This is a genomic window from Desulfobulbus propionicus DSM 2032, assembly GCF_000186885.1.
Classification (GTDB): domain Bacteria; phylum Desulfobacterota; class Desulfobulbia; order Desulfobulbales; family Desulfobulbaceae; genus Desulfobulbus; species Desulfobulbus propionicus.
In genome coordinates this window covers 2,884,382-2,905,376 of the sequence record NC_014972.1, presented here as the reverse complement: position 1 = coordinate 2,905,376, position 20,995 = coordinate 2,884,382, and the positions used below count along the sequence as shown (strand labels likewise).

Below are 20,995 nucleotides of genomic sequence, written 5' to 3'. Positions count from 1 at the left end.
AGGGTTGTCGGCTTAGGCTGCACCGCCGGGAGCGGCGGTTATTTTTTGGGAGCGCGCATCATGGCGATCTTGCCGGTGCGCACGATCTCCTTGATGCCCAGCGGCCGCAAGATGTCGATCACCGCCTTGATCTTGGATTCGGAGCCGGTGATTTCCAGGGCATAGGAATTGGGGCTGACGTCGACCACCTTGCCGCGAAAGATGTCGATGATCCGCAGCACCTCCGCCCGGGTGCTGGCCTCGGCCTTGACCCGGATCAGGGCCATTTCCCGCTCGACGAATTCACCCTCGCTGACATCGTTGACCTTGATCACGTCGATCAGCTTGTGCAATTGTTTGGTGATTTGCTCGATGATGGCCGCCTCGCCGCTGGTGACCACGGTCAGGCAGGAAACCTGCGGGTCGTAGGTTTCGGCCACGCACAGGCTCTCGATGTTGAAGCAACGGCCGCTGAAGAGGCCGGTGACCCGGGAAAGGGCGCCGGGGCGGTTGCGCAGTAAGACACTCAGGGTATGTTTCATGGTCGTTGTCCTGTTCGACGATAATCTCGGTTCAGTTCGGCCGGCTGGGGCCGGTCACATGTCTTTTGGCCCGGTTCTCAGACCAGGAGCATCTCGGTGGTGGCCTTGCCGGCCGGCACCATCGGGAACACGCCTTCCTCGCGGCTGATGGCGAAGTCCATGATCACCACATTCTTGGTGGCCAGGGCTTCCTTGATCACCGGTTCGACCTCGGCCTTGGTCTTGGCCCGCAGGCCGACCGCGCCGTAGGCCTGCGCCAGGGCGACGAAATCCGGGGTGACTTCCATGACCGTCGATGCGTAATGGCGGTTGTAGAACAGCTCCTGCCATTGGCGAACCATGCCGAGGTAGTTGTTGTTGAGGATGGCGATCTTGACCGGCGCGCCGCACTCCCTGGCCGTGGCCAGCTCCTGGATATTCATCTGGATGGAACCGTCGCCGGCCACGTCGATGACCGTCGCCTCGGGAAAGGCCATCTGGGCGCCGATGGCGGCCGGCAGGCCGTAGCCCATGGTGCCCAGCCCGCCGGAGGTCAGCAGCCGACGCGGGTGGTTGAACTTGTAGAATTGCGCGGCCCACATCTGGTTCTGGCCGACTTCGGTGGTGATGATCGCCTCGCCGCCGGTCAGGTTGTGCAGGGTCTCGATCACATACTGCGGCTTGATGACCTCGCCCTCGGCCATGTAGGCCAGCGGGTGCTTGGCGTCCCACTCCTTGACCTGTTCGACCCAGGGCTGATGCAGCTCGACCACCTCCTGGGCATTGAATTCGCTCGATTTGTCCAGCCAGCCGTTCATAGCCGCCAGGGCCAGCTTGCAGTCGGCGACAATCGGAATGTCGACCTCGACATTCTTGCTGATCGAGGTGGGGTCGATATCGATGTGGATGATTTTGGCCTGGGGCGCGAAGGCGTCGAGCCGGCCGGTGACCCGGTCATCGAAACGGGCGCCCACGGCGATTAGCAGATCGCTTTTGGCCACCGACATGTTGGCCGCGTAGCTGCCGTGCATGCCGAGCATGCCCAGCGAGAGCGGATCGGTGCCCGGAAAGCCGCCCAAGCCCATCAGGGTCATGGTGACCGGGATGTTGAGCCGACGGGCCAGGTGGGTCAGTTCCTGGTTGCCGCCGGAGAGAATGACGCCGCCGCCGACATAGAGCACCGGCCTCTTTGCCTTGAGGCAAGCCCGGCAGGCCTTTTCCACCTGGTTGGGATGTGGATTGACGTTGGGCTGATACGTCTGCATCTTGATCGGTTTTTTCGGCGGATAGGCGATCTGCGAACCGATGATGTCCTTGGGCAGGTCGACCAGCACCGGCCCGGGCCGGCCGGAAGCCGCGAGGTAGAAGGCCTCGCGCAACACCGGCACCAGATCGTCCGGATCGTTGACCAGGTAGTTGTGCTTGGTGCAGGGACGGGTGATACCGACGATGTCCACCTCCTGGAAGGCATCGTTGCCAATCAGGGCCCGGGGTACCTGGCCGGTGAGCACCACCAGGGGAATGGAATCGCAGTAGGCGGTGGCAATGGCGGTGACACCGTTGGTGGCGCCGGGACCGGAGGTCAGCAGCGCCACTCCGACCTTGCCGGTGGCGCGGGCAAAGCCGTCGGCCGCATGAACCGCACCCTGTTCGTGGCGGACCAGAACATGGCGGATGGGACTCTTGCACAACTCGTCGTACAGCTCAATAACGGCGCCGCCTGGGTACCCAAACAGAAGTTCCACGCCTTCTTCCTGCAGACATTTGATAATGGCCTGCGAACCTTTGATTTTACTCATACAGTAGTCCTTTGTTGGTGTGCGGTTCCATCCGGGATACGTTGATGTGGCTGGGGATTTCTGGTGCCGGGTTGTGGACCGGCAGGTCGGAAGAGGAGAAAAGGCGGCACCGGGTCTGGGGTGTCATGGCGCCGTTGTTTTCTCCACGCACCTGGAAGCCTTGGCGTTCCATGTGCACTCCCCCCTGGATATTTGTCAAAGAGTTAAAAATATAGTGGGGCTAAAATAAGCTGTCAAGCGGGAACCCCGGTGCATGCGGTCAATTGCAGCGATGGTCTTGATCAGGACAATTGATGCCGAGGCGAGCGGGATGGTGCTTGTCGACCCTATTTGCCCTCTTCCTTTTCCAGCTGGTCGATCAGGTCGCCCACCATTTTTCCCGATGGGGCCGCCGCCATGGGGTGGTGCTGGACAAGCGTCTTCCATTCGGCCAAGGCGCCCTTGCGGTCGTTGAGGCCTGTGAGCAGCACCACGCCCTTGTTGAACCGGGCCTGCTCATGCTTGGGGTTGCTCTTGAGCACCTGATCGAACAGGTCGATGGCCTTCTGATGCTGGTTGTCCTGGTGATACATCACCCCCAGATCGGTCATGACGTTGAGATCGCCGGGCAGCAGTTCCAGGGCCTTGGTGTACGCCTGAATCGCCTTGGGCGCCTGGCCGGTATCGAAATAAGCGTGGCCCAGTTCCACCCAGGCATGACCGTCGTCCGGTTTTTGCTGGACCGCCTTTTCCATCGAGGCGATGGCCTCGGCCGCCTCCTGCTGGCGGGATGCGGTCGACGGCTCATTGACCTGGGGCAGGCGGTACACGGCAAAGATCGCGCCGCCGAGAAAACCGATGATCAGGGCTGCGACCACATAGAGATAGAACCGCTGTTTCTTGATATAATCTTTGGGATCCATGGAGTTTTCTCCTTGCGGGCGACAAAAGAGGGAACGGCAGGCCGTTGTGCGATGAGAGGAGGGTGAAGATAGCACAGCTGTTCAGGAACCGCAATCATCGCGAAGGGGTGGAAACGACACCGGGCTCTCACACCGTGGCATCGATGACCGCATCCAGGCAGAAACGGAAGGTTGCCGGGCCACAGTGACCGCAGGTCACCACCCGGCGGGGCCGCGGGCAGCGGTTGTGCTGCCGGCAGACGGTTTCCACCTTGGCCATGGTGGCCGCGTGGCCGTCCTTGGCCCCCATGTCGTAGAAGTGGAGCGAGCCGTCCGCTTTCAGGGCATCGAGGGCGCAGGGCAGCAACGCTTCGCCGCCGTGGGGCAGGACGATGAGCATGCGGTCGAACCGTCGCTGGAGACCAGGCAGGACCAAGGCCGCGTCACCTTCCAGGAAACGGACGGTTGCTTTCGTGCGGTTGGCCGTCAGGTTGCGCACGGCGTATTGGTGAGCAACGGGGTTTTTCTCGATGCCGATCACCTCCGCAGCGTGACTGTGGCGGCCGATGATCAGGGGAAAGGGGCCGACGCCCGAACAGAGCACGGCCACGCGCTCGCCCGGTTGGACCAGGGCGGCGATTCGGGCCCGCTCGTGGGCCGAACGGACCGAGAAATAGACGCGGGCCAAGTCGAGGTGAAGGGTGACGCCGTTTTCCCGGTGGGTGGTGGTCAGCCGTTGTTCGCCGGCAAGGATCCGCAGCGGCCGGGTGCGGAACTCGCCGCCATATTGGCCGTCGCGCCTGGCCACCACCCGGATGGTCGGGTGCATCTCTAAAAGGATCTCGCCGATCTCGCGTTCGTGCGCCGCCGCTTCGGGGGGAATGCCGATCACCGCGATATCGCCCACCCGGTCAAAGCCGCCGGGCAGACGCGCCGGATCGAGGTCGGGAAAGCGGCGGTGGAGCGTTTTTTTCAATTGCATCGGTGCACGGTTCGCAGGGCAGTCAAAAGGGAAAAACTCTGTGTGATCGGGATGATGACGCAACTGTTCGTGGTCACGGCAGTGTTGCCAAGCCAGGGCAAATATGTCACAGTTTGTCACCAAGGCGTGTCGGCATCAATCCTATCCAGGGAGGAGAATATGGAGCACAAACAATCAAGGATACATCGTCGCCAGTTGCTGCGCTGTGCCGGACTGGGCGTTTCGGCCGCCGTGATTCAGCAGCTGCTTGCCGGTTGCGCCGTCAATCCGGTGACCGGCCAAAGCCAGTTGATGATGGTCTCGGAAAGCCAGGAACTCGGCATCGACCGGCAGCAGTCCCCGCAGCAGTTTTCCACTGATTACGGCGTGGTTCCGGATGCCCGGCTCAACGCCTATATCAGCCGGGTGGGCCGGGAGGTGGCGGCCCGTTCCCATCGCCCTCAAATACCCTTTTCCTTTCGCGCGGTCAATGCCGCCTATGTCAATGCCTATGCTTTTCCCGGCGGTTCCATTGCCGCCACCCGGGGCATTCTCGCCGAGATGGAGAACGAGGCGGAGCTTGCCGCCCTGCTTGGCCACGAGATCGGCCATGTCAGCGCCCGCCACACCGCCCAGCAGGCAAGCAAGGGCATGCTGGCCAACCTGGTGCTCGCCGGGGTTTCGGTGGCGACGAGCGCGGCCGGGATGGAAGGCACGGGGGATTTGGTGCAGGGATTGGGCGGGTTGGGAGCCGGCGCGCTTCTGGCCAGCTACAGTCGCGACCATGAACGCCAGGCCGACGCCCTGGGCATGCAGTACATGACCGCGGCCGGCTACAGCCCGCAGGGCATGGTGGATTTGATGGACATGCTGCGGCAGACTAACAAGCGCCAACCCGGCGCCCTGGACCTGATGTTCTCCACCCACCCGATGAGTGACGAGCGGTTTGCCACCGCGCAGCAAGCAGTGGCCACCAGCTATCGCGATCGGGTCAATCAGGCGGTCAACCGCGAGCGGTACATGGACGAAACCGCCTCGGTGCGGCGGCTCAAACCGATGCTGACCTCGCTGCAACAGGCCAGCGAAGCGGCCGGCAAGAAACGGTACGGCCAGGCTGAGCAGCTGTTCAAGCAGGCCATCCAGCAGGGACCGGGCGACTACACCGCCCTGTTGATGATGGCCAAGTTTCAGATGGGCACGAAAAATGGGCCGGCGGCGGAAAAATACGGCCAGGAGGCGATACGCGCCTACCCCGGGGAGGCGCAGGCCTATCTGGTGACCGGTTTGGCCGCGTTGGGCAACAAGCGGTTTGAGCACGCCTATCAGCTGCTCGGCCAGTATGACCGGCTGCTGCCCGGCAACGCTCAGATCGTCTTCTATCAGGGATACGCCCTGGAAAAGATGGGCCGGCAAAACGATGCCGCCCAGAAATACCGCACCTACCTCCAGCGGCAGAAGCAGGGCAAGGAGGCGCAGTATGCCTACAACCGCTTGAAGAGCTGGGGCTACCTGCGCTGAGCGTGCGCGGGACGGTCTGGAGGCGTCGAGTCCGGTCCGTGGAAACGGATGCCGACAGGAGGCGCGAGACGGGGGTGACCCGCGGAGGAGATCGGATGGAAACAAGAGATATTGCACAGTTGTTTGTCACCGCGGTGGGCAAGATCGAGTTTTATTGGAATTTCTATACAGGCGCACTGCTCGCCCTCATCGGATGGCTCGTGTCGAGAAACATGGTGGTGGCGGAAGAACTCAAACTCCTGGTCACCGTGGGCTATCTTGCATTCGCGCTGATGAATGTCCTGGGGCTTTGGGGCTCGTACACCGTTGCCGAGGCGTTGCGCAAGGATCTGTTGCATTCGGCACACGGCAATCCGGAGGCCCTGACCCACGCGCGACACGTTCTTGCAAAACGCGGCTTCGACGGGCAGAAGCGGCTTGCCGTGGCAATTCATGGTGTCCTTGGTTGCTTTGTGCTGTTCACTGTCTGGTCCGCCCATTGATTGGTCGCGGAACCTATCGATAGTGTTGATGTGTTCTGTGTTGTGTCGCACAGGATCCAGCCTCTCTTTTCCTCCGTCCTCTTTTTTCGGACGGTTGCGGCTGTTCTGTCCGATTTTTTCGGACTCTTCGCAGGCGTCTCTTCTGGATGGCCAATGACGCGGCCGTAACTTGTTGTTCTCCTTGAACAGGTGTCGTCTTTCTCCGAGGGCATGAATTTTGCTTAGCAAGAGCTTCGAGAGTGCCGCGCCAGGTGCAACGGTGTGGTGCACAATGATTGCCAAGAAAGAGTGCCAAGAAAAGGAGACGCATGAAGATTCAGGCCGGTATCGGTTCAAGCCGCCACCTCATGGACGCATTCGCCGCTGGGAGCGAAGCCGCTCGCGCCGCGGTGACCGGGCTCTGCGGACAATCGCCGGCCGTGGTGCTGGTGTTCTCCACTCCCCAGTATGATCTGCCGGTGCTGCTCAAAGGCATTCGTGCCGTCACCGGCACGACGCCGCTCATCGGCGCCACCGGTGCCGGTGAAATTTTTTTGGGGCAGCATTTGGGGGTCGGCGGCGGCGTGGCGGTCTTGGCTCTGACAGCCGGGCCCTACCGCTTTGGCGTGGCCTCGGAGCCGGCCATCAGGGGCAACCTCGAACAGGCTGGTCAATCTCTTGCCCGTCTGAGCCGGGCCGAGGCCGGGCCAAGTCCGCATGCCGCCATCCTGCTGCTGGCCGATTGTCTGGCCGGCAACCTTCAGCAGTTGGTGCATGGGGTGTATCGGGTGACCGGACCGCGGGTGTCGATAGCCGGCGGTGCCGCCAACGACGAGCTGCGGTTTGTTCGCACCTTTGTCTTTCACAACGATCAGGTGCTCGAGGGCGGGGCCGTGGCCCTGTGGATCGCCAGCGAATTTCCCCTGCCGGTGGGGTGCCGCCACGGCTGGGAACCGGTCGGCGTGCCCCTGTTGGTCACCCGCACCGACGACACGGAAATCGTCGAGTTGGGCGGCCGGCCGGCGGCTATCGCCTATGAGGACCAACTCGGAATTGCTCCGGGGCAGCTGAGCGTTGAGAATTTTTGGGATACGTCCATGCTGCATCCCTTTGGCCTGCTCCAATCCGACGGCACGGCGATCATCCGCGTTGCCCGTTCCAAGAACGAGCAGGGCGCGCTGCGCATTCAGGGATGCGTGCCGCCGCCGGGGAGCGCCGTTCAGGTGATGGGCAGTTCGATCGAATCCCTGCTTACTATCACCGGCGAGGTGGTTGAGTCGGCGCTCAACGGCCATCCCGACCCCGGGGTGGTGCTGCTGTTCAACTGCGCCGCCAGGGCAAAAATTTTTGGCGACCGGGTCGCCGAGGAAGTCCGCCTATTACAGGAAGCCGCCGGAGGGACGCCGACCTTTGGTTTTTACTGCTGCGGCGAGTTTGCCCGAACGGCCGGCGTGCTCGCTACCCACAACGCCACGCTGACGGCACTTGTTCTTTAGGGGAAGAACCCGTGCACTCGAATATTGTTCGATTCCCGGCGGCTCTCTCCATGGATCATCCCGTCAGTTTGCGTATGGCCCGGGACAGCGCCCTGCGGGCCGCGAGGGAGGCGGTGCGCGATACTACCCGCCTGACCCGTCTGTTGACCATCCTCAGTGAACCGGGACCGCTGTCGCTGGTGCTCGACCGGGTCCTCTCCATGTTGTCGGAGCTGTTTTGCGCCGATGTGGTCGTCCTTCTCGACCCGGCTGGAACAGGGACATTCGCGCCTCTGGCGGCCATCGGCCTGCCGGAGGATATGCTGGAGCTGCCTTTTTCGGACGAGGAGCAGGGACATGTACAATCCGTGATTCGTGCCAAGACCCCTGTCCTGGCGGACCAAGCGGCCACCGACCCGAAAGTCGACAGCCAGCTGCGTGAACTTGGGGTCGAAACCATGGTCGGCCTGCCAGTGGGCGGCAATCACGCCGCCGAGGGCGTCCTCCTGCTTGGTCGCTGCCGTCCCGAACCCTTTGCCAGCACCGATGTCGATCTGCTGCTGGCCATGACCCATCGGATAGGTCTGGCGCTTGAAGAGGCGCAACGCAACGTCCAGTTTGAACTGATCGTGCAGAGCAACCGGGTCATTGGTCAGCATCTTGAAATAACTGTCCTCGCCGGTGAGGCGGTACACATGCTGCCACGCATCGTCGGGAGCCGACGCCTCGGCCCTGATCCTGCGCGATGGGTCCGGATCGCTTCGCTGCGAGGCGCACACCGGGCTGGTTCAGGTATCCACCGATACCTTGACCCAGCTCGCCGGATACCTGATATCGTCCCCTTACTTGGAAAAGGACGAGCCGTTTGGCACGACCGATCTCACCACCTTGCTGCTGGAGGCTTCGCTGCCGCCCACGGCTCTTGCTCCGGTGCGGACCCTCTTGGCCGTTCCCCTCCATCACCAGGAATTGATCCGCGGCGTTCTCTTTGCCCTGCGCTCTCCCCTCATCGCCTATCCGGCCCACACCCAGCAGATGGCCATGCTCTACGGTGGCCAGATCTCGGCGGCCCTGGTCAATGCCCACCTGTACCAGGCGGTCTGTAGGGAGCTGTTCGAACGGATGCGGGCCGAGAAAGCGCTGCGCACACGTGAAGAACGCTTCAGCGCCTTGATCCGCAGTGTGTCCGACATTATCGCCGTGCTCTCCGTCGACGGCGACATTGACTATGTCAGTCCGGCGGCCGAGGCCATGTGGGGCTGTGCGGCTGCAACCCTGCAGGGGCGCAGCGTGCTTGACCATGTTCATGCGGAGGACAGGACCATCATGCAGGGACTGCTCGTCCAGGCAGGAATGCGCCCCGGCCTGACCCTCAACGGCGTGGTGCGGCTGCGGCAGGGCAAAGGCGGCTGGCGGTATTTTGAAGTCGTCCTGGTCAACCTGCTCGATGACCCGGCCATCTCGGGCATGGTGGCCACCTATCACGACGTCACCGAACGGAAGGTGTATGAATCCGAGTTGACCAAACTGGCCTTTCACGATCCTCTGACCGGCTTGGCCAATCGGGCCTGTTTCATGAACCGGCTGCGACGCGCCCTGACCCGTGCCGATGCCCAGGGGCTGTCGGTGGCGGTTTTCTTTTTTGATCTGGACAATTTCAAGCAGATCAACGATACCCTTGGCCATGCCTGCGGCGATCAGGTGCTGCGCCTCGTGGCGGATCGGGTGCAAGGCTCTCTGCGCCGCGAGGATACCGCCGCCCGCCTTGGCGGTGACGAATTCACCGTCCTGGTCGAAGGAGTGAGCACTCTTGAACAGGTGTTGCCACTGGCTGAGCGGGTCCTCCATTCTCTGCAGACCCCGTTTTCCCATGGAGGACATGAATTGCTGGTTGGCGGCAGCATGGGCGTCGCCCTGAGCGTCCCCAACGTCGACAGCGCCGAAGACCTGGTGCGCAAAGCCGACCTGGCGATGTATCGGGCCAAGAACAGTGGCAAGGGGAAATACACGGTGTTTGCCGGCTAGGAGGCGACGCGGCTTCTTCGATGCGCCTCTCGGGGAACGAGCGGCCGCCTTCCTTGCCGTGGCCGCGTCACCCCACTCGTGCGCTGGTTTCGCATCTTTCCCGGTTTTGTGGTGCCTGGACAAGGATGAGGTTGCTTGTGCGGCCGGGATTGGGTAGCGTGGGCCTGTTTGGAGGGGCTGATGCAAAAACGTGCTGTCCTGCTTTTCCAGAGGCGGTTGACCAGGACGATGTGCATGCGGGAGGAGCGACACCATGGCCAGTACACGACGAAGGCCTTTTGTGAGTGAATGGCTGATTTTCGCTGTCTGCGTGCTGGTCATCGGCGCGGTGTTTGCCTACACCAACGTTCACGACCATGCGCACATCACGGACAACGAGCGGCAGCGTCTTGCCACCGCCGCCACCGTGACCAGCGATGTGCTGAGCCATCACCTGTTCTCCATCGGCGCCACGTTGGACAATGTTCGCGGCGGGTTGCGCCCCGGGTGGCTTGCCCGTGAGGATGCGGTGGCGGTCTGTCGGGAGCGCCTCAAGACCCTGGTCGACGCCATGCCCAGTGTGCGCGGTATCCTGGTCATGGACCCCGCGGGCAAGATTGTGACCGCGGCCAGGGACGAACTCATCGGCCAGATTCTGCCCCAGCGGCAGTATCTGCAAGTGCCGATGCGCCATCCCGATCGCGACACCTTGTATGTCAGTCCGCCGTACCAAAGTGTTTCCGGCCCGTGGCTGCTGAATCTGACCTATGCGCTTGCCGGACAAAGCGGCGAATTCGCCGGCGTGGTGTCCGCCGCCCTCGACCCCAAGGCGCTGGCGGTGCTGCTCGGATCGGTCCGCTATGCCGCCGATGCGTGGGTGGCCTTTGTTCACGGCAACGGCACGCTGTTTGTATGGGAACCGGAGAGGGGCGATGTGGTCGGCAAGAGTCTGGCCTTGCCCGGTACCTTGTTCACCCGATTCCTGGAAAGCGGACTAGACGCGGCCGTGCTGGAGGGGACGAGCCGTGCCACCGGCGAGCCTTCCATGGTCGCGCTGCACCGGGTCCAGCCGGCGGAATTGCACATGGACGGGCCGTTGATCATCGCTGTCGGCCGCAACCTGGAGGCGGTCTACGCGCCTTGGTGGCATGGTCTGTGGCGATCGCTGCTGATCTACGGCCTGTTGGTGCTTGGCGGCATCGCCGGTCTCGCTGTCGTCCAGCATCGCCGGCGGCTGGCCCTCAGGGCCATCGAGGAGCGGGAAGCACAACTGCGCGCGATCCAGTCGGAGTTGGAAACCCTGTTCACCCTGGCGCCCAGCCTGCTTGGCATCGGCGATCTGCAAGGAACCTTCCGCAAGCTCAACCCGGCCTGGGAAAAGTGGCTGGGGTATGCTTCCACGGAACTCGAGGGCCTCTCCTGCCTCGATTTCATCCATCCCCAGGACCGGGAGGCGACCAAGGCCAGGATTGCCGAACTGGTCCAGGGCCGGACGATCACCAATTTCGTGGCCCGGTTCCGGCATAAAAATGGGATGTACCGGTTCATCGAATGGCATGCCGCGGCCCGCGACGGCTGCATCTACGCGGCGGCCCAGGATGTCACCCAACGGCAGGAACTGGAACGCACCCTTGAGCAGATGGCCTATCATGACCGTCTGACGGGGCTGGCCAACAGGGCGCTGCTGTTTGACCGTTTGTCCCAGGCCCTGTTCAATGCCCGGCGCAAACAGACCATGGTGGCAATTCTGTTCATCGATCTCGACGGCTTCAAGGGGGTGAACGACCAGTACGGCCACGATGCCGGCGATCTTGTGTTGAAAACCATTGCCGAGCGGTTTCTTGCCAGGGTCAGGGCAACGGATACGGTCGCGCGCACTGGCGGCGACGAATTTGTCATTGTGCTCAATGAGTTGAACCGCGCGGATGAGGCGGGCCTGGTGGCCCAAAATCTGCTCGAGGCGGTGGCGCCCGATATTGCCCTTGCTTCCGGAACAACCTGCCGGGTTGGCGCGAGTATCGGCATCAGTCTGTTTCCCCACGACGGCATCGACATGGATACCTTGCTCATGGCGGCGGACGCGGCCATGTATCAGGCCAAGAAAGCGGGGAAAAATCAGACGGTGTTTGCCGACGACGGTTGCCAAAACGCGGGCGCAATCGTCCTCGACAGCCGCCATCTGGTCGGGGTGGCCGAGATCGACCGTCAGCACGAGGGGTTGGTGCTGCTGGTCAACCGCTTGCTGGACGCGGCACGAACGCACGGCGATCAAGCCGCCATGGAACGGTTGTTCCACGAATTGGCCGGGGCCACCGCCCAGCATTTCGCCACCGAACACGCGCTCATGCAGCGGTATGGCTATCCCCGGCAGGCCGGTCACGACGCGGCCCACGACTACCTGCTGGCCGAGGTGGACAACTTCAGAGGCGAGATCTTCAAGGGCGGCGATCAGTTCATGTTTTCCCTGCTCGAAGCCTGGCTGCTCGAACATATCCTGGCCGAGGATCTTGCCTTGGGCCATTTTCTCCAGGAGCAGGGGATGGAGGCGACGGCGAGTGGAGAGGAGAACGTTGCTCTTCCACCGATGCGAGGGTAAGAAAATTCGGCGGTCCGAAGAGGCAGAATTTGAGGCCCGGCAGCAGTCTGCCGGGCTTTTTTTTGGTTGCGCGGTCCGACGATGCTACCGCTTGAGGCTGACCTCGCGGCGCACGGTGTGGATGGGGAATTCGGCCTCGGGCACGCCGGGCAGCTGGCGGAAAGTGAGGGTCGCTTCCACCACCGCCTCCTCCACGCCCTCGGGCAGCTTGACCTCGATGGTCTCCTTTCTGGATACAAAGGGGTGCAGGCTGGTGTCACGGAGCAAAGTCAGCTTGCGGTTAGCCGCGTAGACCATGGTGTGCTCGTCGTAGCCCAGCTTGTGCTGCGGCATGTAGGTCTTGGTGTCGCTGTACAGCTCCTTGCCGTCCTTGGAGCTGACCTTGATGTCCAGGGTCACCCGGTTGGGCGACGGGCAGCCATCGGGGAAGCGGTGACCGATGCGGCTCACCACCTCGCTGTTGATCACCACCAGGGGGAGCAGCTCCTTAGCATTGGGCTTCATCCGGTAGGCGATGGCACTGAGGTTGAGGTCGATCCACTCCTTGAGCCGCTTGCCGGTCTGGACCGGATCCTGGTAGTTGGGCGGGAAGCGGTGGCCGCCGTCCTTGCGCATGTGGCAGTCCTGGCAGGACTCGGTCCCGCCCATGGGCACATAGAAGTGCTGATGGCTGTCAAAGGTCGAGGTGCACCACATCGGCTCGTCGTAGTGTTGCACATTGGGCCCCTGGTGACATTGGGCACAGAAGACCGTGTCGCGCAGCATCTCGCTCCTGGCGGCGGTGGTGAATTTCGTATCCCCGTGCGGGCCGGCATATTTGGGGCCGTAGACCGTGTTCGGCTGGGGGGCGCCGTCGCGGAACTTGCGCAGGATGGCGTTGCGGTTGTGGCAGACAATGCAGGTGATCCGCAGCGTGTTCAGCACTTCCTCGTCGCCGTCGACAATGGCCTTGGCGATTTCACCGGCCACCGCCTCGGAGGCGTCCATCATCTGCGGGAGATGGCATTCGACGCAGGGCTTGAGAAATTCCTTCATCCCCGGCGCCACCTCGTGCGACTTGTTCAACTCGGTGTCGCGGGAATTGACATAGCCCTGGAAGGTGGCGAGCGTCCGGCCGATGGGACCGAGCATCGGTTTGGCATGGAGCGACTGCTCCCATTGGCTGTAGATCTCCTGGTGGCACTCCTTGCAGCTCGACGCGTCATACCTTCGCACCAGTTCCTCCAGGGTCTGGGCCTGCTCTGCCGCCGCGAGGCCGGACATGATGGCCGCCAGGGCCAAGGCACTGACCGCTACCTGAATCCGCTTCATGATTCCTCCTTTTGCATGATTGATCCGCGTGACCCCGCGCCGGGATCGTTTCTTTTCCTGCCCGTTGTCGGCGGCCGGACATTCAGCGTCAGGCCCCCTCGTGGGAAAGCGGGAGGCCTCGGGCCGACGCTCTTTATTTCCCGCGTTCTTCCGGCGCTGAGGGAGAAAGACCCTTTAATGCCTGGTTGATTTCCTCGTCAGACGCCCCTGCCGCGCGCAGGGATTCGGCAAATTCCTTTGCCACCTGTTCAGGCGATACTTCGGTTGCTGTTTCCAGCGCTTGTCGCGAGGCAGCGGTTTCAGCTTCAGGAGACGGAGGAAACTGCTCCGCGAGCTGCCGCTTGATTTCCTCTTCGGAAGCGCCGCTGGTGCGCAGGGATTCAGCCACCATTTTCTTCAGGTGCTCGAGTTCCTGTCGCTGCAGGGCGCCCATATCCTCGGGCGGTTGGGGAAGGGTGAGGGGAAGCTGTTCTGGCGGCACGTTGTCCGCGGCCGGCGGACTGGCGGAGAATGAGGGCGCGGCGGTGAGCTCGCTGGACGCCTCCTCCCGAGGCGGTAAACCTGTGGTTCCGGGCGGCGCCGCGCTGGTCCGGGTTCCGGTTTCCACCGCCGGCACCGGGTGCGGGCGGTGGTCCATCTTGCGGGTCGCCGACCAGTGGCCGGCCGCAAAAGCGGCCAAGCTCATCACCAGGCAGACCGCCGCCCAAATATTATGCAGTTTGTTCATCAATTCCGTTGTGCTGGTTGAGTGCTTGGCCCAAGCAACGATGAATCGATTAAAGGTACCGTATGTTTACATGATTGACAATCCATACACGGCCTGCACCGTGCCACCGTTACGGGCCGTGCCGCTGGTGCATGTGCCGCTGCCGTTAATGTACAGCTTCTGCCCCGTGGCCTGTGCCACGTTGATTTTGTTGACCAACGCTGAGTATCCAACTGTGGTCGTTGGAATAGTGTAATAAATGTAATATGATGGTAACACGGTGACCGGCGGAATGACGTACAGCGTCATTGTTGAAGGATTTTGATAGGAATAGACCACCTTGCCATAGGTGCCGCAGGCCGCGTTCGCCGTGCTGATCGAGCCGAACAGAACGGCCGCGCCAATGATTCCCAACATGACTGCATACAATTTTTTCATAACTCCCTCCTTGTTGATGCCCTTGGGCGGTGATTCGCTTAGGCCAAGCAGATGACCCCCTGTCTGTGAGTGTAACAATGCGTAAAAGCCTCATGGAAATCAATACAGGGAATTCGCATAGAGAATGGATACTCTGTCTATCCATCTTCAATTCAAGGGACAGTATATTTATCGATGCAATTTTTCAGCGAACCGCTATAGTGAGCGCATGGCCCGAATCGCCCGTGTCATAGTCCCAGGGGTGCCGCATCACATCACCCAGCGGGGCAATCGTCGGCAGCAAACCTTTTTTTGCGATGACGATTATCAGGTCTACCTCGATCTGATGGCCCAGTGGTGCGCCAAAAAAGGGGTGGCCATCTGGGCCTGGTGCCTGATGCCCAACCATGTGCATCTGATTGCCGTACCACGGACCGAGGATGGGTTGGCGCGGACCATTGGCGAGGCCCACCGCCGCTATACCCTGCGCGTCAACGGCCGCGAGAACTGGCGCGGCCATCTCTGGCAGGAGCGGTTTGCCTCCTTTCCCCTCGATGACCGCCACCTGTTGGCCGCCGCCCGCTACATCGAAATGAACCCGGTGGCCGCCGGCTTGGCGACGCATCCCGATGACTACCCCTGGAGCAGCGCCCGTGCCCATCTCCACGGCATCGATGACGGTCTGACCGACCCCGAGCCGCTGCTCGGCCTGGTCGGCGATTGGCGCGCCTTTCTCTCCCTGTCGTCCGCCGAGGAACTCGATCTGCTCCACCGTCATGAACGCACCGGCCGTCCCTTGGGCGACGAGCCGTTTGTGATCGGCCTGGAACAGCAGCTGGGCCGCAGGCTGCGGCGGCAAAAGCCCGGGCCGAAAAGGCCGGGTGGAGCAGAAGAATGACCCGGCGGGTGTGATCGCATCCGCGTGAACACCGGCACAATCAGCAACCAAGAGCAACGTTCCCTCGGACGATTGGCCGGACAAGGAGGCCAGCATGGACAGCGAACAGCACGAGCAGGCAGCGACCCCTTCTCTTCCCTTGCGGGGCATCCGGGTGCTGGAACTGGGGCACAACATCATGGGACCAGCCTGCGGCTTGATCCTGGCCGATCTCGGGGCCGACGTCTACAAGATCGAGCGGCCGGGCAAGGGCGATGACACCCGCTGGCTGCAGGGTTTTGGCGCCGGGTTCTTCACCTGTTTCAACCGCAACAAAAAGAGCCTGGCCATTGACCTCAAGCGCGATCAGGGCCGGGACCTGTTTCTGCGTCTGGTGGAGCAGGTCGATGTGTTGATCGAGAACTTTGCCCCGGGCACGGTCGACCGCTTGGGCATCGGCGCCGAGATCTGCCGCCAGCGCAATCCGCGCCTGGTGTTCTGCTCGCTCAAGGGATTCATGCCCGGTCCCTACGCGCATCGTCTGGCCCTGGACGAGGTGGTGCAGATGATGGGCGGACTGGCCTACATGACCGGGCCCAGCGGCAAGCCGATGCGGGCCGGGGCGTCGGTCACCGATATCCTCAGCGGCAGCTTCGGGGTGATCGGCATTCTGGCCGCCCTGCTCGAACGCCAGCAGAGCGGCCAGGGCAAGGTGGTTCAGGCCACGCTGTTCGAATCGGTCGCCTTTCTCATGGGGCAGCACATGGCCGGCGCGGGCGTTTCCGGCCAGGTGCCGCCGCCCATGCCCGAGCGCGGCCGTGCCTGGTCAGTCTACGAGCTGTTCACCACCCGTGACGGTTTGCAGGTGTTCATCGGCATCACCTCGGATCGCCATTGGCGGCGATTCTGCACCACCTTCGGTTTTGCCGACTGGGCCGAGGACCCTCGGCTGGCCACCAATCAGGGCCGGATCGAGGCGCGTTCCTGGTTTTTCCCCGAATTGCAGAACCGACTGCACATGCTGACCCGGGAAGAACTGACCACCCTGGCCGAGCGGGCAGGCATTCCCTTTGCCCCGGTCTGCCAGCCCGTTGACCTGTGGAACGATCCGCACATGAACCAATCCGGCGGTCTGGCGGTCACCGAAACGCCGTCCGGCAAAGAGGTCAAGCTGCCCAAATTGCCGCTGCGGCTCGACGGTCATTCGTTTGACCTGCGCCTTCAACCGCCGGCGGTGGGCGAAGGCGGCGGTGACCTGCTTGTTCAGGCAGGAATCGGCGAAGAGGAGATCGTTGCCCTGGAAGCGGCCGGAATCGTGGCGGCCCGATCCTGCCGCAGGCGATGAATGCCCCCCTCTGTTAGGTACCGGGAAAGAGGACCATGCCGTTTGTCTGTCGTTTGATGATCATTCTCCTGCTGGGCGTTGGCCTGCCGCGCCCGTGCACGGCTGCCGCGCCCGCGCCGGGAAGCTGCGAGGCCCTGTTGACGCGCCTGGAGTCGTTGAGCGCGGCCATGGAGAAAACCAAGGACAAGAAGGCCCTGGCCCGGATGCAGGCCGAGCTGGACAAACTGGCCGGACAGTACGGCAAGCGCTGTGCGCAGTCATCGTTCGGCGCATCCAGGCGGGAAGCTGCCCAGGCCCCCTATCCGGAAGACGAAATCAAGCGCCGCCGGGCCCTGATCAACCAGAAAAAGCGGTACGGCAACTCCACGTCCGTCGCCCGGGCCATTCCGCTTGCAGGATCGATCCGCATCGAAAGCGGCGCCTCGTCCTCTTTGCGTGGCAAGGGCAAGCAGGAAATTGCATACACCATTCAGGAAACCTTTGTCGGCAATCTGATCGTCATCCAAAACGGCAGCCGGGAGGACTATGTCATCCAAACCCTGTCCACCGAGATCGACGCCTCGGAGTTTCGCGGCCGGGTGTGCGCCCAGTACAGAGGGGCCCCGTCGGCCTGCGCCAAATGGCATGCACTGGATATGTGGCAGATCGCCGATGGCGAGGAATATCCCGGCAGATCCGATGGGGTGGTGAGCGCGGCCAGCGACAGCCGGGGCGTGACCCTCAAGATCGATGGCCCGGACATCGAGTTCTCTTCTTCCCACAATGCGGCCAAGCTCAGACCGCGCTGCGGCGACCAGGTCAGATTGACGGTCAGCCGCGACCAATTCAAGCAGTGGCTGCGCCGCTCGTCGGCCACGATCAAGCACCGGCTGGGCACAAGCAGCCCCGGCTGCCAGCCCGGCACGACCATTACCCTGGAGTTGCGCATCGGTACGGAGTAAGATCCGTATCCATGCGCGGGGCTGTTCAGCTGAATGGCGAAGCGGCCCAGCGTGGAAAAAAGCCCTCATGGACAGTCCCCCCTTGGGGAAGATGAACCAACCAAAATGACACACAAGGAGCAACTATGGCAGCCAAGAAAATTCTCATGCTGGTGGGCGATTATGTGGAAGATTATGAGGTGATGGTGCCCTTTCAGGCCCTGCGGATGGTCGGGCACACCGTGCATGCGGTCTGTCCGGGCAAGAAGGCTGGAGAATACGTGCGCACCGCGATCCATGATTTCGAGGGGGATCAGACCTACAGCGAGAAACCGGGCCACAACTTCACCCTCAACGCCGATTTCGCCGCCATCAAGGCCGAGGACTACGATGCCCTGGTGGTCCCCGGTGGCCGGGCGCCGGAATATATCCGCCTCAACCCGGCGGTCATCGCCATGGTGCAGCATTTCGCCCAGGCGGGCAAACCCATGGCCGCCATCTGCCACGGGGCGCAGTTGCTGGCCGCGGCCGGGGTGATCGAGGGCCGGGCCTGCTCGGCCTATCCGGCGGTCGGACCGGATGTGACCCGCGCCGGCGGACGGTATGTGGACATTCCGGTGGATGCGGCCCATGTGGACGGGGTCTTGGTCACCGCGCCGGCCTGGCCCGCCCATCCCGCCTGGCTGGCTCAATTTCTCCAGGTGCTGGGCACGAAAATCGAGCCCTGACCCGGACACGGGGTGCGCCAGCGGCTGTTCGCGGGCGGCGGTACGGGCCCAAGGCAGGAAAGACGCCCCGGCACGGAAACACTCCGGCCGGGGCGAGCCGTATCAGGGCGGGAAAAACGGCTTACTGGGGTGGCGGCGTCAGGCAGGGGGCGATGGTGTATTCCCGCAGCGGCTGGCCATACTGATCGAGGACCGGCCGGCCGAATTGATCGAGCACCTGGCGCTCCCAGCGGCACATGCCCGGCGGCACCGGAGGGGGCGACAGATATATCGGCCGCCCGTGACGGGCGGCGCCGGGCGACGGATCAAACGCGGCCACAAAGGGTGAGGCGAGAAAGGAGGCGGTCCGCTCGCCGACATGTTCAACGCCGCTGCTGTACGGACCATAGGCCGCTGCCGGCGACCACGACAGCACCATCGCGCCAAACGCGCATCCGAGGAGTATTTTTTTGATCATGGAAGCACCTCCCGCCAAAGTTTCGGTTCACGTCCACGGTGACACGGTTGCCGGTGATGTTGCAAGCAGACAGACGTCCCGGCATCGTGCGGCCAACAAAAACAACACGATACACTTTTTCGCATAAAGCCTCACCCGTCAAGCGCGGAGACGATCGGGCCCGATTTTCCTTGGTAAAAGGGGGAATCTCCCCATTTCGGGGCGAGCCTGTCAAGAGATATACACTCTATCCATTTTCTTCCTATTTTTCCTGCATTGTGTTTTTCCCTTGCCTGGGTGTTACTGGAACTTGTAGCGGCCATGCCGGGCGGAGGGGGGACGGGGAAGACCGCGTTTTCCCCTTGCGGCTAGGCCATGATTCTCATAGCACAAGGAGCGAACCATGTTCTTCATCACCAACCGGTTTCCCAAAGGGTCCATTCAGACCAAGGTCGGGCGGAAGTTTGATTTTGACCTGCGCAACAACGCCCCCAGCAACTCGGTGTTTTTCTGTCGCCGCGATCAGGACGGGCAGATCACCGAGGTCGGCGGCCTCAACTTCATGACCGCCCTGAAACAGTCGCCCTACCGGCAGCTGCTGCTGTATATCCACGGTTTTTCCAACCTGCCCGAGGATGTGTTCGGCGCCGCGATGGAATTTCAGCAGTTGTGCGATCAGAAATCGGCTCGGGAGGTGCTGGTGGTGCCGGTGATCTGGCCCTGCGACAACGATTTGGGCATTGTCAAGGATTACTGGGACGATCAGAAATCGGCGGACAGCAGCGCCTCGTCCTTTGCCCGCGCCCTGTGCCGGTTTATCGAATGGCGCAACTCCAACCTCAACGATCCCGACTCCGACCCCTGCCTCAAACGGATCAATGTGCTCGCCCACTCCATGGGCAACCGGGTGCTGCGCGAAACCCTGGCCGCCTGGGACCGCTACGACCTGGCCGACGGCGTCCCCTTGATTTTCCGCAACACCTTTCTGGTGGCCGCCGATATCGAGAACGAATCCATCCACCGTAGCGAGCGCGGCAAGCTGATCTGCGATGCCTCGCGCAATGTGGTGGTCTACTTCGCCTCGGACGACATGGCCCTGCGCAGCAGCAAGGCGGCCAATCTCAAGAACAAGATCGCCTCCCGCCGCCTTGGTCACAGCGGTCCGGAGAACATGGAACTGACGCCGAAAAACGTGTACATCGTCGATTGCGACGACATCAACAACAGCTACGACCATCCCAAGGGGCATTCCTATTTCCGCAGCGGCCGGACCCCGGGCAAGCCCGGGGTGGTCTTTGACCACATCTTCGAATGCCTGCGCACCGGCCGCGTTTTCCCCGAGGATGCCGAGCGGCGATCCACCATCCTCCGCGAATAGCCGCGGCGGGCCTGGCCGGACAACCTTTTTGTCGTGGGTGATTTGCCAATCCGCCGCGTTTGTGGCAAAGTGAATGCACACATCCACCCACACCGCCCGGCATGAGGGCAGGGTTGACAACCAGGAGGCAGGCATGGAGAGACACGAGCAACAATCAGGTATTCGCTGGGGGGCCATGCTGTTGGCGGCGGCAGGCCTGTTCACCCTGGCCGGCTGCGTGGTGCCGGCGGAACAGGGTTATTACGATGACCGTCGATACGATTCGCGGAGCCGTTACGACCGGGAGTACGGGTATCGCCGGCCAGTGTATGTCAACGACCTGGACAACCGGTCCACCGACCATGCCCGCAATGAGCTGCGCCGCCGCGGATTTGAGCGGATGGATCAGAAGAAAAGCCGGCAGGGCACCAGAAGCTGGTGGTATAATTATAAAACTGATCAGTGCATCCAGATGGATGCCGCCGACGGCCGGGTGCGGTCGATCAGATCCTCCGATTCGTCCAGGTGCCCCGCTCCCGGCTCGAATCGCTGGCAGCATGATTGAGGCCTGAAACGCAGCGGCGCCGCTGGCGGCGCTGCCTCCTGCAGTTCGCGGTTCCGCCCGGTCCGTTCGTCATCGGGCCGCGCGGAACTTGCTGTTCCCGCCTTTTAACGCTCTGTTCCTCGAGGTTTTTCGCTTCAA

General features: G+C 62.4%; 20 protein-coding genes and 1 pseudogene. 12 read left to right on the top strand and 9 right to left on the bottom strand.

The window, feature by feature from the left end:
• Window positions 1-38: 38 nt before the first annotated feature.
• From ilvN to DESPR_RS12685, 5 genes are all read right to left on the bottom strand, one after another.
• Window positions 39-521 (bottom strand): acetolactate synthase small subunit, encoded by a 483-nt coding sequence (gene ilvN / locus DESPR_RS12705; protein WP_015725198.1) that lies wholly within the window; start codon window positions 519-521, stop codon window positions 39-41.
• Window positions 522-598: 77 nt separating this feature from the next.
• Window positions 599-2,299, bottom strand: coding sequence for a biosynthetic-type acetolactate synthase large subunit (gene ilvB, locus DESPR_RS12700; RefSeq protein ID WP_015725197.1), 1,701 nt, complete (start codon window positions 2,297-2,299; stop codon window positions 599-601).
• Entirely contained in the window at window positions 2,292-2,471 is a 180-nt protein-coding gene (locus tag DESPR_RS12695) for a hypothetical protein (RefSeq protein ID WP_015725196.1), read from the bottom strand. The genes ilvB and DESPR_RS12695 overlap by 8 nt, the downstream gene beginning before the upstream one ends.
• Window positions 2,472-2,625: 154 nt before the next feature.
• Window positions 2,626-3,201 (bottom strand): tetratricopeptide repeat protein, encoded by a 576-nt coding sequence (locus DESPR_RS12690; RefSeq protein WP_015725195.1) that lies wholly within the window; start codon window positions 3,199-3,201, stop codon window positions 2,626-2,628.
• Between the two features lie 127 nt (window positions 3,202-3,328).
• Window positions 3,329-4,162, bottom strand: a complete 834-nt coding sequence (locus DESPR_RS12685; RefSeq protein WP_015725194.1) for a class I SAM-dependent methyltransferase — start codon at window positions 4,160-4,162, stop codon at window positions 3,329-3,331.
• A 159-nt stretch (window positions 4,163-4,321) separates the two neighbouring features.
• Between DESPR_RS12685 and DESPR_RS12680 the strand changes: the two genes are divergently transcribed.
• From DESPR_RS12680 to DESPR_RS17450, 6 genes and pseudogenes are all read left to right on the top strand, one after another.
• On the top strand, window positions 4,322-5,659 hold the full coding sequence (locus DESPR_RS12680) for a M48 family metalloprotease (RefSeq protein ID WP_015725193.1): 1,338 nt from the start codon (window positions 4,322-4,324) through the stop codon (window positions 5,657-5,659).
• A 95-nt stretch (window positions 5,660-5,754) separates the two neighbouring features.
• On the top strand, window positions 5,755-6,141 hold the full coding sequence (locus DESPR_RS12675; RefSeq protein ID WP_015725192.1) for a hypothetical protein: 387 nt from the start codon (window positions 5,755-5,757) through the stop codon (window positions 6,139-6,141).
• A gap of 308 nt (window positions 6,142-6,449) precedes the next feature.
• Window positions 6,450-7,616, top strand: coding sequence for an FIST signal transduction protein (locus DESPR_RS12670; protein ID WP_015725191.1), 1,167 nt, complete (start codon window positions 6,450-6,452; stop codon window positions 7,614-7,616).
• A 50-nt stretch (window positions 7,617-7,666) separates the two neighbouring features.
• Window positions 7,667-8,128 (top strand): annotated as a pseudogene (locus DESPR_RS19325) (GAF domain-containing protein); the annotation flags it as partial.
• A 274-nt stretch (window positions 8,129-8,402) separates the two neighbouring features.
• A complete protein-coding gene (locus tag DESPR_RS12660) occupies window positions 8,403-9,620 on the top strand; it encodes a sensor domain-containing diguanylate cyclase (protein ID WP_245529452.1) in 1,218 nt (405 codons plus the stop codon).
• 253 nt (window positions 9,621-9,873) lie between these two features.
• Window positions 9,874-12,195, top strand: coding sequence for a bacteriohemerythrin (locus tag DESPR_RS17450; RefSeq protein ID WP_015725189.1), 2,322 nt, complete (start codon window positions 9,874-9,876; stop codon window positions 12,193-12,195).
• An 84-nt stretch (window positions 12,196-12,279) separates the two neighbouring features.
• Here DESPR_RS17450 and extKL read toward each other — a convergent pair whose 3' ends face one another.
• The 3 genes from extKL to DESPR_RS12640 form a co-directional block, all read right to left on the bottom strand.
• Entirely contained in the window at window positions 12,280-13,506 is a 1,227-nt protein-coding gene (gene extKL, locus DESPR_RS12650; RefSeq protein ID WP_015725188.1) for a multiheme c-type cytochrome (seleno)protein ExtKL, read from the bottom strand.
• A gap of 133 nt (window positions 13,507-13,639) precedes the next feature.
• Window positions 13,640-14,233, bottom strand: coding sequence for a hypothetical protein (locus tag DESPR_RS12645; protein WP_015725187.1), 594 nt, complete (start codon window positions 14,231-14,233; stop codon window positions 13,640-13,642).
• A gap of 66 nt (window positions 14,234-14,299) precedes the next feature.
• Complete coding sequence (locus DESPR_RS12640) at window positions 14,300-14,650, bottom strand: hypothetical protein (protein WP_015725186.1); 351 nt, start codon at window positions 14,648-14,650, stop codon at window positions 14,300-14,302.
• 208 nt (window positions 14,651-14,858) lie between these two features.
• Between DESPR_RS12640 and DESPR_RS12635 the strand changes: the two genes are divergently transcribed.
• The 4 genes from DESPR_RS12635 to DESPR_RS12620 all read left to right on the top strand — a co-directional run bounded on the left by DESPR_RS12635 (window position 14,859) and on the right by DESPR_RS12620 (window position 18,499).
• Entirely contained in the window at window positions 14,859-15,527 is a 669-nt protein-coding gene (locus DESPR_RS12635; protein ID WP_043770075.1) for a transposase, read from the top strand.
• A 94-nt stretch (window positions 15,528-15,621) separates the two neighbouring features.
• Window positions 15,622-16,851 carry a CaiB/BaiF CoA transferase family protein gene (locus DESPR_RS12630; protein ID WP_015725184.1) on the top strand — a complete coding sequence of 410 codons (1,230 nt, stop codon included), beginning with the start codon at window positions 15,622-15,624 and terminating at the stop codon, window positions 16,849-16,851.
• A gap of 35 nt (window positions 16,852-16,886) precedes the next feature.
• Window positions 16,887-17,792: a hypothetical protein gene (locus DESPR_RS12625; RefSeq protein ID WP_015725183.1), complete on the top strand. Its 906-nt coding sequence runs from the start codon at window positions 16,887-16,889 to the stop codon at window positions 17,790-17,792.
• 125 nt (window positions 17,793-17,917) lie between these two features.
• On the top strand, window positions 17,918-18,499 hold the full coding sequence (locus tag DESPR_RS12620; RefSeq protein ID WP_015725182.1) for a DJ-1/PfpI family protein: 582 nt from the start codon (window positions 17,918-17,920) through the stop codon (window positions 18,497-18,499).
• Window positions 18,500-18,620: 121 nt separating this feature from the next.
• Here DESPR_RS12620 and DESPR_RS12615 read toward each other — a convergent pair whose 3' ends face one another.
• Window positions 18,621-18,956, bottom strand: a complete 336-nt coding sequence (locus DESPR_RS12615) for a hypothetical protein (RefSeq protein WP_015725181.1) — start codon at window positions 18,954-18,956, stop codon at window positions 18,621-18,623.
• Between the two features lie 382 nt (window positions 18,957-19,338).
• Here DESPR_RS12615 and DESPR_RS12610 point away from each other — a divergent pair, with 382 nt between their 5' ends.
• Both DESPR_RS12610 and DESPR_RS12605 read left to right on the top strand, forming a co-directional pair.
• Window positions 19,339-20,313, top strand: a complete 975-nt coding sequence (locus tag DESPR_RS12610) for an alpha/beta hydrolase (protein WP_015725180.1) — start codon at window positions 19,339-19,341, stop codon at window positions 20,311-20,313.
• A gap of 133 nt (window positions 20,314-20,446) precedes the next feature.
• The gene (locus DESPR_RS12605; RefSeq protein WP_015725179.1) at window positions 20,447-20,857 is read left to right on the top strand and encodes a hypothetical protein; all 411 of its coding nucleotides are present in this window, start codon (window positions 20,447-20,449) and stop codon (window positions 20,855-20,857) included.
• Window positions 20,858-20,995 lie beyond the last annotated feature (138 nt).